Consider the following 14,542-nt stretch of genomic DNA (forward strand, 5'->3'; position numbering starts at 1 on the left):
AAGTAGAATGCAACAAAAACTTTTGCAGACTACTTTTAATCGAGCTTCTCTCCCTGGAACACACCTGTCCCATCAAGATAAGTACGCAGCGAAGCATACTGATCATTATGCCAAAACGCTTCTGAATCAACTAGTATCGCTGCATCTTGTCTTGCTGTTTCTAACGCCCGATAATCATGTACCATATCAGCAACCTTAAATTCTGGTAGACCACTTTGCTTACTTCCAAAGAAATCCCCAGGACCTCGTAACTCTAAATCTTTTTCTGACAATACAAATCCATCATTTGTTTCAGTCATAATGCGCATTCTTTCTTTTCCCGTTTCTGATTTCGGGTCCGCAATTAATAAACAATATGATTGTTCACTACCACGCCCAACACGCCCCCTTAGCTGATGGAGCTGTGATAAACCGAAACGTTCCGCGTCATAAATAACCATAACAGTCGCATTTGGTACATTCACGCCTACTTCAACAACTGTTGTCGACACAAGAATTTGCACTTTATTTTCACTAAACTGTCCCATTATCTCTTCTTTTTCTTGAGATGATAGTCTCCCATGCATTAATCCAACTTGGCATTTCCCTTGATAATGATGAGTCAGCATACTATGTAAGTCGATAGCATTTTGTACATCAAGCTTCTCAGACTCTTCAATAAGAGGGCAAATAACATATGCCTGTCTTCCTTTTTTTATCTCTTTCTCCACAAAGCCGAGGACACGATCTAACATATCATGTTTTGCCCAGTACGTTTCGATTACCTTTCTACCAGCTGGCATTTCGTCGATAATAGAAACGTCCATCTCTCCAAATGCAGTGATAGCTAACGTACGCGGGATTGGGGTCGCCGTCATAAACAATACATCTGGGCTTTCACCTTTCTCACGTAAAACCCGGCGCTGCGCCACACCAAATCGATGCTGTTCATCGGTAATAACGAGACCTAACCTATGAAATATAACTTCGTCTTGAATTAAAGCGTGCGTTCCAACAAGGATGTCTACTTCTCCCTGTTCTAATCTCGACAAAATTTCTCGACGTCTCGCACCTTTAACAGAACTTGTTAGCAATTCAACCTTCATACCGAAATGTGAAAACGTCTCCGCGAGCGACTGATAATGTTGCTCGGCTAAAATTTCTGTAGGAACCATCAAAGCACCTTGATAATGAGCCAATTTCGCCGCATAAAGAGCAATCGCAGCAACAACTGTTTTCCCAGAACCTACATCCCCTTGCAATAATCGATTCATTCGGTACGGAGATATCATATCTTTCATTATTTCATCTACAACCCGGCGTTGTGCACCAGTTAATGGAAACGGAAGCGCATCAGTAAACTCTTGCAATTCTACTAATGAAATTTCCTTTTTCGTCCCTTTCGAGTTTTCCCTTTCCATTTTCCGTAATGTTTGCATTTTCAACTGAAACAAGAAAAACTCCTCATATACAAAACGGCGACGCGCTTGCTTTAAGTCTTCCTGTCCCACTGGAAAATGTAACCCTCTGAGCGCTTCATAGCGTGATAATAATTTATATCGACTTAACAAACCATCTGGTAACACTTCGACTATAGAATCTCCATACTCCTTAAATGCTTGTGCAACAAACCGGCGCATCTGTTTTACTGTCAGTTTTCCTTTCACTGAATATACAGGTTCTACTTCTTGTTGTCGTACAACCGGTCCAAAATTCAGTTCTGATACAGCAATTGTTTGGCGATGCTGATCCCATTTACCAGTAATCGTTACCGTTTCATCTAAATTTAACTTTTGTTTATAGTATGGTCTATTAAAACATACAGCTGTAATTAAATAACGACCGACGAGAACACGAACTGTAAGACGTGACTTCTTCTTCCCATAATATTGCAGTAAAGGAGCACTATGAACTTTCCCCTCAACCGTTACACGCTCGTCATGCTTTACTTCAGCAAGATCTTTCATCGCATAGTCTTCATAGCGGTACGGAAAATGTTCTAATAGATGAGAAACTGTATAAATTCCCATCTCGTGTAACAACTCAGATGTTTCTCCTCCGATTCCCTTTACATCCGTAACAGGAACTTGTACAACTTCATTCAAGATTCTCACGCTCCGTCACATTATTTTCTTTGATTCATTCTATTGATTATCCATTATTATCATTGACATCTGTAATCGCTCTCTTTCACCTTATATATTCTATCATAGGCATTCTAAGAGAAACTACTCTAATCCCTCTATATAAAGTGAAACTATAATCAGTGGGCGCTTACGGGCAGTTAATCTCCCACTTAACTTCTTTGCTCCAGCCGAATATAGGGGGTGGAAGTTTTACTGCCCACAAATAGCGGGATAAAACAAAGTTGTACAATACGTAAGAAAAGAGCCTCACTATTAGCAGCAAGGCTCTTTTCTATCATCAATATGCTAGCCTTTTGAATAAAAACTAGTAATAAACTTCATATCACTATTTCTTATCCATTAGCAAGTAAGTAACCCATTTATTTTCAAATCGAATCTTTTCTTATTCTACAGAGAAGATGAAAGAATACACCGGTTGGTTCCCTGCATGTACTTCTACTTCTGCATCTTCAAAGTTCTCTTCTACAAACGCAACTAATTTAGCCACTTCTTCATCTGTTGCATCTTCACCTTGTAGAATCGTTACGATTTCAGAATCTTCATCAATTAGCGCTTCTAGTAATTGCTTTGCAGCTCCTACTTTCTCAGCATTTGTAGATACAATTTTCCCATCTGCAATACACATGAAATCATCTTTTTGAATCGCTACACCGTCAATTTCCGTATCACGAACAGCATACGTAATCTGACCTGTTTTCACATGAGCTAAAGCTTCTTTCATGTTTTCTTCATTCTCTTCTAGCGTTCCAACTGGATTAAATGCTAACATTGCAGCCATACCTTGAGGAACTGTTTTTGAACGAATAACAATAACTTCTTGTTCTACAACTGACGCTGCTTGTTCTGCTGCCATCACGATATTCCCGTTATTTGGTAAGATGATGATTTTTTCAGCATTCGCCTCTTCAATCGCCTTCACAATATCCTCCGTACTCGGATTCATCGTTTGGCCACCTTCGATAACTTTCGTTGCACCAATGCTCTCAAATAGAGTTTTAATACCCGATCCCATAGCTACAGTTACAATACCATACGGTTGTTTCTCTATTGGCTGATTCGTTTGTTCAGGTACCATGGTAGGTTCATCTAATAAAGCAGTATGCTGTTCACGCATATTTTCTACTTTGATCTTAATTAGACTACCGTAACGTTGTCCATAGTTCATAGGATCTCCAGGATGTTCCGCATGAATATGAACCTTTACAACCTCATCATCCGATACAACAAGTAGTGAATCTCCGTACACACTAATATCTTCACGGAATTTTTGTTCAGAGAAATTATGTTCCTTCATTTTTCCAGGCTCTAATTTCACCATGAACTCCGTACAATATCCATACTTAATATCTTCTGTACTCAATTGGCTTTGTACACTACGGTGATGTTCTGCACGTACCATGTCATTCATAGATGGTTGGGCAGGCATATCAGAAGAAATCGTTTCTCCTTTTAAGTCAGCTAAAAATCCTTCATATACAACAACAAGACCTTTACCACCGCTATCTACAACGCCAACTTGTTTTAATACAGGTAATAAATCTGGCGTACGATTTAACGATGCGTTTGCTTCTTTTACAACGTCTTCCATAAACAAAACAAAGTCGCGCTGTTTTTTCGCAACTGTCACTGCATATTTACCCGTTTCTCTTGCAACCGTTAAAATCGTTCCTTCAATTGGTTTCATAACCGCTTTGTAAGCTGCCTCTACTCCAGCTTCTAAAGCTGCAGCAAAATCAACTGTCGTTAATTCTTCTTTTTGTTCAATGGATTTAGAGAAACCACGGAATAACTGAGATAAAATAACCCCAGAGTTACCACGAGCTCCCATTAATAATCCTTTGGCTAAACTTACACCGACTTTACCAGCATGCTGCGAAGGATTTGCTTTCACTTCACGTGCGCCTGAAGTCATTGATAAGTTCATGTTTGTACCGGTATCGCCATCTGGAACTGGGAATACGTTTAATGCATCAACAAGCTGAACATTATTTGTTAAATTATTGGCTCCTTGAATGATCATTTGTGATAAACGTTTTCCATCAATTTTTTGAATTGACACAGATTTTCCTCCTTAATGCACATTACAAGTTTATTACTTTAACTCCTTGTACGTAGATGTTTACAGAATCTACTGCTAGTCCTACAGTTTGATCTAATGTATATTTCACTTTAGTCTGCACGTTATGTGCTACTTCTGAAATTTTCGTACCATAGCTCACAATAATATACATATCAATATGTACTTCATCTTCATTTTTACGAACAATAACGCCTCTAGTGAAGTTTTCTTTTCGTAAAATTTCTGTTAATCCATCTTTTAACTGATTTTTTGATGCCATACCTACGATACCGTAGCAATCTACTGCGGCACCTCCAGCAATTGTTGCAATTACATCTGTACTAATATCAATTTGACCGTACTTCGTTTTAATTTCAATTGACATCTCGTTTCCCCCTTCATAAATGGTGAAAGTGAGCTAGACTACTTTAGTTACTATCATATAATCTTTTTAAAGAAAATTCCATCGTTCTTTCTTTTTCACTCTCATATTTTATGTTTTAAATTACATTTTTTTATGATGAGCAAAATAGTCCATTGTTATTATACAACATGTACCACTATAATATGTCAAGCAATTTTTCTTGATTTCACCTTTTCTTCATTGACATATAGTGTCAAGTATTTTTTCTTGATTTCTTTTTCCTACGGTGTTGCATTCTCTTTTTAGTTGTGTTAAATTATAGTAGTGTTTTTAGCATCGCATAAAAGACTAATATTGAAAAATTACGTATGTTACGGTAGTTAAGGGAGGGAAATATAAATGGCTCGTGTTTGTGCTATCACTGGAAGAAAAGCTCGTTCTGGTAACTCTCGTTCTCACGCAATGAACGCTACAAAACGTAAATGGGGCGCTAACCTTCAAAAAGTTCGCGTACGCATCGACGGAAAAGTTCAACGTGTTTACGTTTCTGCTAGAGCATTAAAATCTGGCAAAATCGAACGTGTTTAATAATAAAAAAAAGAGCCGCTAGGCTCTTTTTTTATTATACCATTGGAAAAAGCACCGGTAATAGGTGCTTTTTTTAGTCTTTTTTGAAGGTATTTAACATCGCACGAACAATTCCACCAAGAAATTTAGGTAACTTAATTGTATAAAATCTCATGGTTTCCCTCCTAATCCCCATTACTCCACTTGTTCACTATATGATGCAAGGAGCAAAATTGTTTCTTCAATCAGTGCTTCTTATCATCATTAATATGCCAGAAGTGAATGAAAAAGTACCTTTTTCCTCAACGAGTTCATTACTAATACAAAGTGTCGATCCCCACTCTATTGTTTTATTAGTAAGGGGATACTTAAAACCGTGAAGTGTAATACCTTCTACCCTTTCAGTAACTGGTACAAATGATACGTATGGAAAATGTTCGTTTCCTTCAATTATATACATACCAAACTTTTTCACCATTATTTCATTTTTATTGTCCACAATACACATTTCTATATTTACTTCTAATCCCTTTAAAAGCATCTGAATATTTGCTAAACCATGATCAAGTCTTCCACCAGTAGCACCAAAAATACGAATTAATTTTGGTTTCTGTTCTAAAGCCCAGCTAATTGCAATTTCTAAATCTGTTTGATCTTTTTCTCGCGGGACGATATGTAATTCATTTGTTTGCTGCCTCATCCATGCTAATTCCTCATCAGTAACTGAATCATAATCCCCAAACGCAACAGCCGGAGTGATTCCTCTTTTCAACAAACGGTACACTCCTCTATCAACGGCCGCCCAAACTACTTCTTCATTTTCATACCGCGAAAAATCTGCGCAGTATTCTGCAGGTCCTCCCGCTAAAATATGAATAATCATTTTTCCTTCCCCTTCTATTGTAAAAAGGCAATCTGCCATTCGGTAGATTGCCTTTCTCCTTATTTGCCACTCTAACATGTATAAATAGTGAAGTCTTAATGAACTAGAAGCTTCACTAGGATAAAGGTTCGTTCATTCTTTATCCGCGAATTACACGAATTGCTTCACCGCGGTCTTTTTGATTGTATACTGCTGATCCCGCTACAAGAACATTCGCTCCTGCTTCAATACAAAGTCTTGCCGTTTCAGCGTTGACACCACCATCAACTTCAATTTCCACTTCTAGATTTCGCTCTTTAACCATTTCTGCAACTTGTTTGATTTTCGGTAATACAGAATGAATAAACTTCTGCCCGCCAAATCCAGGATTTACTGTCATAAGTAATACCATGTCTATATCTTCTAATACATGCTCAATCGTTGAAACTGGAGTATGCGGATTTAATACAACCCCTGCTTTAATGTCATGAGATTTAATTAACTGAATTGTACGATGTAAATGAGGACACGCTTCTACATGAACAGTAATAATATCCGCTCCCGCTTTTGCGAAAGTTGGGATATAGTTATCAGGATTTTCAATCATTAAATGTACATCTAACGGTAATGATGTAATCGGACGGATTGCTTCTACAATTAATGGTCCAATCGTAATATTTGGTACGAAATGCCCATCCATTACATCGACGTGAATATAGTCAGCTCCGCCTTTTTCTACATCTTTAATCTCTTCCCCTAATCTTGAAAAATCTGCTGATAAAATCGATGGTGCAATTTTAATCATGACTAATACCTCGGCTTTCTCTCTCTAATTTCTTCTACGAATTGTTTGTAATTCTTATAACGATATTCGGTAATCTTTCCTTCTTCCACCGCAGCTTTCACCGCACATTTCGGTTCAGCAAGGTGTGTACACCCTCTAAATTTACAGTATTGGCTCGCTTCTTTCAACTCTGGAAAACAATATGTAAGATCTTCTACCTCTATATCTATGAAATCAAGCGAACTAAAACCAGGTGTATCCGCAACAAGTCCGCTTCCAACTGTAATTAATTCTACGTGTCTTGTCGTATGCTTTCCACGTCCTAAATGTGAAGAAATATCATTAGTTTTCAATTCTAAATCTGGACGTAATACGTTTAGCATTGAAGATTTCCCAACACCAGATTGGCCTGCAACGACGGAAATACAACCTTCTAAGAATGGTTTCAGAATATCAATACTTTCCGATGTATTTATAGAAGTAAACAACACATCATAACCCATTTCACGATAATCATTTGCATAAGATTCAACAGTTTCTTTCATTTTTTCATCTACTAAATCCATCTTACTAATACAAATAATTGGTTTAATGTTATGATATTCAATTAATACTAAAAATCGATCTAACAGTCCTGGATTAAAATCTGGTTCTACCGCAGAGAAAACAAGAATAGCTTGATCAACATTAGCAATAGGAGGTCTAACAAGTTCATTTTTCCGATCAAATACTTCTAACACATAACCTTCATTCGGATTATCCGCTTGAAAAACAACTTGGTCTCCTACAAGTGGCGTAATTTTATTCTTTCTAAATACACCACGCCCACGACATTGTGTAATCCCTTCCTCATTCTGCACATAATAAAACCCACTTAGAGCTTTTACAATTTTTCCTTCTGGCATATAATTCTCCTTTATTTTGTATAAAATGAAACTGCAATTAAATATGAATAGACTAGCGTTCTGTAAACAATTAGTTCAAAGCCCACCAAATATATATCCAGGTTCATATATTTAATCTACCATCAAATTTGAAATATTATTTACAACAGTATCACTTTTACAGCTTTTTGAATCATATATTTTTGCCTGTTATACAGTCCACGATGTAGACAGCATAACAGGCAAGAGTAATAAATTCCATCTTCTATATAAGGACGATGGAATTCACTATTATTGAGCTGGATATGGTACTTCCTTGTCCATAATCGTTACTCCATCTCGGACAATTTTATAGTGTCCCTTTGCACCTTCTTGAATTACAAATTCTAAAGAAATAATCGCTGACTCAGTAATTGTTCTCGTTTCAACTGGTTTATCCATTTTTTGCTGCATATCTTCTTTATAAATTTCTATTGTTTGCGGCTTTTTCTCACCTGTTGCAGAAGCTTCATATGGGATAGAAATGTTATCCACTTTTACCGTTTTCGTCACTTTAGGCTTCGGACCATCGGAGATAACAATCGATACTTTATCTCCTTCTTTTAAAGGTGTCCCAGGCTTTGGTAACTGTGAAATAACAAGACCTTTATCAACCGTATCTGAATACTCTCTTTTTATATCAGAAACAAGCTTTCTTTCATTTAAATAACCTTTTACACTATTTTCAGTCCATCCTGAAAAATCACCTGGTCTTATTTGATAAGGTCCTTTACTTACCCAAATTTTCAGTTCTTGTTCTGTCTCTATAACCATTTGATCAGGCGTTGGTATTTGCTCTACAATCTCACCTTTCGGCTTATCATTTTCAATATAATTTATTGTAACTTGTTTATATTCTTCTTCTAACTCAGCTCTTATACTCTCGAAATCTTTTCCTGTCAAATCACGCATCTTACTTTTCTTTTTCCCACCTGATTGATAGATAGTAATTTTAGAGTTTTCTTTCACTACTCTTCCTGCTATAGGATCTGTTTTTATCACTTTTCCGGCTTCAACATCATCTGTATATACAAGATTAGGTTCAGTAACTTCAAAACCTTTTTCAACTAATGTATTTACAGCTGTCGTATATTTCATACCAGCCACATCAGGAACCTTCACATCTTTCGGAATAAAGAAGCCTGGAATAACAGTAAGTGCTAATGTTATCCCTATCGCTAAAAGTAAAAATGTTGTAATTAAAACTTTCAGCCATTTATTATTTCGCTTTTTCTTCTTACCTGATTTGGTCTCTTCTTTTCTTACTTGTTCATCCACTTTACTTCCTTTTAATACAATCGTTTCATCACTTACATTTTGAAATAGTTGTTCTTGTTGAATAATTGGAATCGCTTTCGTTGCTTCCATATCTTCTGGTATGTAAAATGGTTGTTCATTTATTCGTTCTGGGTATAGTGCTGTTTCAATATCTCGTTTCATCGCGTTAGCAGATTGATATCGATGGAACGGATCTTTCGCAGTTGCCTTTAATATAATATTTTCAACACTTTGTGGAATATTGTCATTCCATCTTTTTGGAGATGGCATTTCATTTTGTAAATGTTTTAACGCAATTGCAACAGCAGATTCACCAGAAAACGGTTGTCTTCCTGTTAACAATTCAAACATAACAATCCCAAGTGAATAAATATCTGATTGTTTATTCGCTATACCGCCGCGCGCTTGTTCTGGTGATAAATAATGCACCGAACCGAGCACCGAATTTGTATGTGTAATTGTTGCTGCACTTGTAGCTGTCGCAATTCCAAAGTCTGTTACTTTGACCACTCCGTCATCTCGAATCAAAATATTGTGCGGTTTAATATCACGATGTACAATCTCAAAATGATGGGCGTGTGCCATAGCGGACGTTAACTGCTCCATTATATCAAGAGCCTCTCCTATCGGTAACATCCCTCGATCAATTATGTATTGCTTCAATGTTCGTCCAGGTACATATTCCATTACAAGATAATATATATCATCCTCTTCCCCAACATCATACATATTCACAATATTTGGATGCGACAACGTTGTAACAGATTGCGCTTCTCGATGGAAACGTTTAATAAACTCTTCATTATTTGAATAGTCGAGTCTTAATATTTTTACCGCTACATCTCGGCCGAGTATATCATCATGAGCTAAATATACATTGGCCATTCCTCCACCGCCAATCATTTTCAGCAGCTTATAACGGTCATTTAAGCGTTTTCCAATCAGCACGTTGCACTTCACCTACTTTCGTTTGTCGAATCCGTATAATCAATAATAACGAGGGTAATATTATCTTCTCCACCACGATCATTTGCTAATTGAATGAGATGCTCTCCCTTCGCCTCGAGCTGTTCATTCAATTGTAAAATTTGTTGCATATCAGCAATAGAAACTTTGTTAGACAATCCATCCGAGCAAAGAAGTAATTGATCATCTTCTTCAAGCACCAATGTTTTAACATCTAATCCAACTGTTTCTTCATTTCCTAATGCTCTTAACAAAACATTCTTTTTCGGGTGATATTCTGCATCTTCCTTTGAAATTTCGCCATGTCTCACAAGTTCATTTACAAGCGAATGATCTTCCGTTACAAGCGTCATTTTCCCCTCTGATACCATATAACACCGACTATCTCCTATATGACCTATCGTCACAAAATTCGATGTACAAATGGCTATTATAAGTGTTGTTCCCATGCCATTACATTCTGCATGCTGCTTAGAGTAAGCATATATGCGCTCATTAATAATTCCAACGTTAGTATGTAACCACTTTTCTACCTTTTTAGGCTCATTCATATTATGCGTTTGCTTCCAATAATCATGGAATAATTGAATAGCCATCGAGCTAGCTACATCGCCAGCTCGATGACCTCCCATTCCATCTGCTACTACCGCTAAAATATTTCCATCTAAATTGCGAAAAACTCCTGCACTATCTTCATTATGTTGACGAACTTTTCCTTTATCCGATAGAAACACGGCTTTCATCTAGTCACCTCGTCTCTTCTTTGCGCTCCTTTGCACGCAACTGACCGCAGGCTGCATCAATATCATGACCTTGTTCACGGCGAATGGTTACATTCACTCCACGATCTTTTAGCGTCTTTTCAAATAAGAAAATTTGCTCTCGTGGCGTACGTACATAATCACGTTCTGGCACGTAGTTTACCGGAATTAAGTTTACATGACATTTTACACCTTTTAAGAGCGCAGCAAGTTCTTCAGCGTGCTCAACTTGGTCATTTTCTCCTCCAAATAAGCCATATTCAAATGTAATACGACGCCCTGTTCTATTTACATAGTATTTAACAGCTTCCATTAAATCAGGTAGCTTATAAGCACGGTTGATCGGCATTAATTTTGAACGTATCTCTGTATTTGCAGCATGCAATGAAATCGCAAAATTAATTTGCATATCTTCTTCAGCGAACTTATAAATTTTTGGAACAATTCCACTTGTTGAAACTGTCATATGTCTTGCACCAATATGAATTCCTTTTTCATGATTTACAATGCGTAAGAATGACATTAAGTTATCATAATTATCAAATGGTTCTCCAATTCCCATAACAACAAGAGAACTTACACGTTCTTCTGTTTCATCAAGCGCACGCTGAACTTCTACTACTTGCGCTACAATTTCTCCAGCCTCTAAGTTTCGTTTTAACCCACCAAGTGTAGAAGCACAGAACGTACAGCCAATGCGGCAACCCACCTGTGTTGTTACACAAATGGAATTTCCATATTCATGTCGCATTAGTACAGTTTCAATAGAGTATCCATCGTATAACTGGAATAGGAATTTAATCGTTCCATCCGAAGACGTTTGTTTTACTAAAGTGTTTAAAGTAGTAATATCAAAGGAATTCGACAATTTATCGCGCAATCCTTTAGCAAGGTTTGACATATCCTCATAATTTTTTACACGTTTTTTATATAGCCAATCAAAAATTTGTCCTGCACGGAACTTAGGTTCTCCTTGTTCCTTTAACCAATCTTGCATTTCATGAAGTTGTAAAGAATAAATTGATGGTTTCTTTGTTTCTAGATTTTTCTTTTGTTTTTTTACAGTCGTTTCCATGATGCTACACCTTCTTTCTTAAACAAGCAATATAAAAGCCATCTGTTGCAAAATAATGCGGTAAAATTCGTACTTGACCTTCATCAATATACGGATTTAACTTTTCTGGCATGCGATCTTTTATCGTAGTATCCCATTCAAATTCAGGATGCTCTTGTAAAAATTGCTTTATTACTTGTTCATTTTCTATTTTTTCAATTGTGCACGTACTATAAACAAGGCGACCACCTTGTTTTAACAATGGTACTATTTTTTCTAGTATCGCAAGTTGAATCGTTGATAACCTTTCACTATCGCCCTTATCTTTACCTAACTTAATATCAGGTTTACGTCTAATAACACCAAATCCAGAACATGGTGCATCTACTAATATTTTGTCAAAAGATTCATTTGCAAAATGCTCTTGAACTTTTCTAGCATCTAAAGCCATCGTTTCTACATTTTCTAAACCAAGTCTCTTCGCCTGTTGTTCAATTAAACGTACTTTATGTGCGTGTAAATCAAGCGACATTACCTTACCAGTTCCGTCCAAACGCTCTGCAATATGAGTTGTTTTTCCGCCAGGAGCAGCACAACTATCTAGAACTGTATCTCCTTTATTCGGTTCTAAAGCACGTGCTACAAGCATTGAGCTTTCATCTTGAATAGAAAGGAAACCTTTTTTGAACGCTTCTGTATGTGCGACATTTCCTCTTTCAATTTGAATTGCATCCTCTGACAATTCACCACGTTTTGCTTCTATACCCTCATCAGCTAATAACGCAACCGCTTCTTCTACCGTTACTTTATCAACATTTACACGTGCTGTTGGTACAGGTGGCAACATATTTACTTCACACATTTTCTCTGCTGTCTCTAAACCATATTCGGATGCCCATTCTTGTACAAGCCACATTGGATGACTCGTTGCAATCGCAAGACGTTCTACTGGATTTTCGATTTCTTCTAACGAAGGTACACCTTCTCGCTGAATTGAACGCAATACTCCGTTCACCATGCCTGAAATCCCTTTATGCCCACGACGCTTTGCAATCTCAACTGCTTCATGAATAGCCGCTCTTTCTGGAACTCGGTCTAAATATAGCATTTGATATAGAGATAGGCGAAGCAACACTCTTACCCACGCTTCAACCTTTTTTCTTAAAAATGGTTGTAAATAATAATCTAGTGTGTCACGACGTTGAATTGTTCCATATACCATTTCAGTTAATAAACCAATATCTTTTCTGTCAATTGTATTTTTTTCAATCAAATTATTTAAAAGTAAGTTGCTATATGCACCACTTTTTTCTACTTGAATTAAGCCATCCAGAGCTAACTCACGAACATTTTGTCTCATGCATTTTCTCCTAACTTCGTACCAATTTCAGGTTTTGTTCCACGTAAAAATTGTGAACAACTCATACGCTTTTTACCAGATGGTTGCAATTCAGTGATTTTAACGCCTGTCTCGTTCCCTGTTGCAACAACAAACCCATCTTCTTCAAGAGCTACTATTGTACCTGGTTCAGCTTTCTCTGTAATAGAGACCTTCTCTCCCCACCATACTTTAATAACTTGTCCTGCCAAAGTCGTATAAGCAACTGGCCATGGATTCAATCCGCGAATGTGATTGTATACTTCTTCACCTGTTTTTGTCCAATCAATTATCTCTTGCTCACGTTTTATATTATATGCAAACGTCACTTCAGCTTCACTTTGTTTAATTGGTTCTAGTTTACCCTGAATTAGTAAAGGAACCGTTTTAGATAAAAGGTGTGCTCCTGCTTCGCTTAACTTATCAAATAATGAACCTGTTGTTTCACGCTCTTCAATTTCTACTTCTACTTGCGTTAATATATCGCCCGCATCTAATTTTTCTACCATATACATAATTGTAATACCTGTTTTCTCTTTACCTTCCATGATCGCATAATGAATTGGTGCACCACCGCGAAGTTCTGGAAGTAATGATGCGTGGACATTAATACATCCATACTTTGGCGCTTCTAAAATTTCATTCGGTACGATTTGTCCAAATGCTGCTGTTACAATTAAGTCTGGCTCTAGTGCTAATACTTTTTCATATTCGTCTTTTTCACGAATTTTTAACGGCTGTACTACTGGAATACCATGTTTCTCCGCTTCTACTTTAACAGGAGTAGGTGTTAAAACCTTTTTTCTACCAACTGGACGATCAGGTTGCGTTACAACACCAACTACGTCATATCCGTCCTCGATAAGACGACGAAGCACCGGCACAGAAAAGTCCGGTGTCCCCATAAATACTACTTTCATCATTCAAAAACCGCTCCTTTTAAACCTATTCTAATTCGCCTGCTTCATAATACCTTTTCACTTTAGATGTAAATAAAACACCGTGTAAATGATCGATTTCATGCTGAATTGCACGCGCTAAGAAGTCATCCGCTTCTAATAAAAATATTTTACCGCGACGATTTTGTGCACGTACTTTAATGTAATCTGCACGCTCCACTTCACCATAAAGTCCCGGAAAGCTTAAGCAGCCTTCGGGACCTACTTGTTCACCACGTTTTTCTAAAATAACAGGATTAATCAATTCAATTTTACCCGTATCATCACCTATATCAACAACAGCAACTTGTAAGCTTACACCCACTTGTGGCGCAGCTAGACCAACTCCGTCTGCAATTAACATTGTTTCATGCATATCTTTTAACAATTTCACTAACTTTTTATCAAAGTTAATTACTCTTTCGCATGGTGTTTCTAACACTTCATTTGGATGCTTTACAATTTCTAAAACTGCCATATTT

General features: G+C 37.1%; 14 protein-coding genes. 1 reads left to right on the forward strand and 13 read right to left on the reverse strand.

All coding sequences use genetic code 11. The annotated features are described in order from the left end of the window. Positions 1 to 35 precede the first annotated feature (35 nt). The 3 genes from recG to AC1DS7_RS24075 form a co-directional block, all read right to left on the reverse strand. The gene (recG, locus tag AC1DS7_RS24065; protein ID WP_002014510.1) at positions 36 to 2,084 is read right to left on the reverse strand and encodes an ATP-dependent DNA helicase RecG; all 2,049 of its coding nucleotides are present in this window, start codon (positions 2,082 to 2,084) and stop codon (positions 36 to 38) included. A 424-nt stretch (positions 2,085 to 2,508) separates the two neighbouring features. Continuing rightward, positions 2,509 to 4,185, reverse strand: a complete 1,677-nt coding sequence (locus AC1DS7_RS24070) for a DAK2 domain-containing protein (RefSeq protein WP_002033789.1) — start codon at positions 4,183 to 4,185, stop codon at positions 2,509 to 2,511. A gap of 22 nt (positions 4,186 to 4,207) precedes the next feature. After that, positions 4,208 to 4,570, reverse strand: a complete 363-nt coding sequence (locus AC1DS7_RS24075; protein WP_002014507.1) for an Asp23/Gls24 family envelope stress response protein — start codon at positions 4,568 to 4,570, stop codon at positions 4,208 to 4,210. A gap of 378 nt (positions 4,571 to 4,948) precedes the next feature. Between AC1DS7_RS24075 and rpmB the strand changes: the two genes are divergently transcribed. Further along, the gene (gene rpmB / locus AC1DS7_RS24080; protein ID WP_000124776.1) at positions 4,949 to 5,137 is read left to right on the forward strand and encodes a 50S ribosomal protein L28; all 189 of its coding nucleotides are present in this window, start codon (positions 4,949 to 4,951) and stop codon (positions 5,135 to 5,137) included. A gap of 73 nt (positions 5,138 to 5,210) precedes the next feature. On the opposite strand, the gene spoVM is transcribed toward rpmB, so the two are convergent. The 10 genes from spoVM to def all read right to left on the reverse strand — a co-directional run bounded on the left by spoVM (position 5,211) and on the right by def (position 14,538). Then, positions 5,211 to 5,291, reverse strand: a complete 81-nt coding sequence (spoVM, locus tag AC1DS7_RS24085; RefSeq protein WP_001213599.1) for a stage V sporulation protein SpoVM — start codon at positions 5,289 to 5,291, stop codon at positions 5,211 to 5,213. A 66-nt stretch (positions 5,292 to 5,357) separates the two neighbouring features. Then, the gene (locus AC1DS7_RS24090; RefSeq protein WP_002014506.1) at positions 5,358 to 6,038 is read right to left on the reverse strand and encodes a thiamine diphosphokinase; all 681 of its coding nucleotides are present in this window, start codon (positions 6,036 to 6,038) and stop codon (positions 5,358 to 5,360) included. 100 nt (positions 6,039 to 6,138) lie between these two features. Next, a complete protein-coding gene (rpe, locus tag AC1DS7_RS24095; RefSeq protein WP_002014505.1) occupies positions 6,139 to 6,783 on the reverse strand; it encodes a ribulose-phosphate 3-epimerase in 645 nt (214 codons plus the stop codon). Positions 6,784 to 6,785: 2 nt separating this feature from the next. Further along, positions 6,786 to 7,667, reverse strand: coding sequence for a ribosome small subunit-dependent GTPase A (gene rsgA / locus AC1DS7_RS24100; RefSeq protein ID WP_002033786.1), 882 nt, complete (start codon positions 7,665 to 7,667; stop codon positions 6,786 to 6,788). A 270-nt stretch (positions 7,668 to 7,937) separates the two neighbouring features. Beyond that, positions 7,938 to 9,911: a Stk1 family PASTA domain-containing Ser/Thr kinase gene (gene pknB, locus AC1DS7_RS24105; RefSeq protein ID WP_002014502.1), complete on the reverse strand. Its 1,974-nt coding sequence runs from the start codon at positions 9,909 to 9,911 to the stop codon at positions 7,938 to 7,940. A gap of 8 nt (positions 9,912 to 9,919) precedes the next feature. Continuing rightward, positions 9,920 to 10,672 (reverse strand): Stp1/IreP family PP2C-type Ser/Thr phosphatase, encoded by a 753-nt coding sequence (locus AC1DS7_RS24110; protein WP_002014501.1) that lies wholly within the window; start codon positions 10,670 to 10,672, stop codon positions 9,920 to 9,922. Positions 10,673 to 10,676: 4 nt separating this feature from the next. Then, positions 10,677 to 11,765, reverse strand: coding sequence for a dual-specificity RNA methyltransferase RlmN (gene rlmN, locus AC1DS7_RS24115; protein WP_002014500.1), 1,089 nt, complete (start codon positions 11,763 to 11,765; stop codon positions 10,677 to 10,679). Between the two features lie 4 nt (positions 11,766 to 11,769). Next, a complete protein-coding gene (gene rsmB / locus AC1DS7_RS24120; RefSeq protein WP_476999246.1) occupies positions 11,770 to 13,104 on the reverse strand; it encodes a 16S rRNA (cytosine(967)-C(5))-methyltransferase RsmB in 1,335 nt (444 codons plus the stop codon). Continuing rightward, positions 13,101 to 14,045: a methionyl-tRNA formyltransferase gene (gene fmt, locus AC1DS7_RS24125; protein WP_002014498.1), complete on the reverse strand. Its 945-nt coding sequence runs from the start codon at positions 14,043 to 14,045 to the stop codon at positions 13,101 to 13,103. Before fmt ends, rsmB begins: the two co-directional genes overlap by 4 nt. Positions 14,046 to 14,067: 22 nt before the next feature. Next, the gene (def, locus tag AC1DS7_RS24130) at positions 14,068 to 14,538 is read right to left on the reverse strand and encodes a peptide deformylase (protein ID WP_002014496.1); all 471 of its coding nucleotides are present in this window, start codon (positions 14,536 to 14,538) and stop codon (positions 14,068 to 14,070) included. Between the last annotated feature and the right edge of the window lie 4 nt (positions 14,539 to 14,542).

Source organism: Bacillus sp. P4_E1, assembly GCF_056401715.1.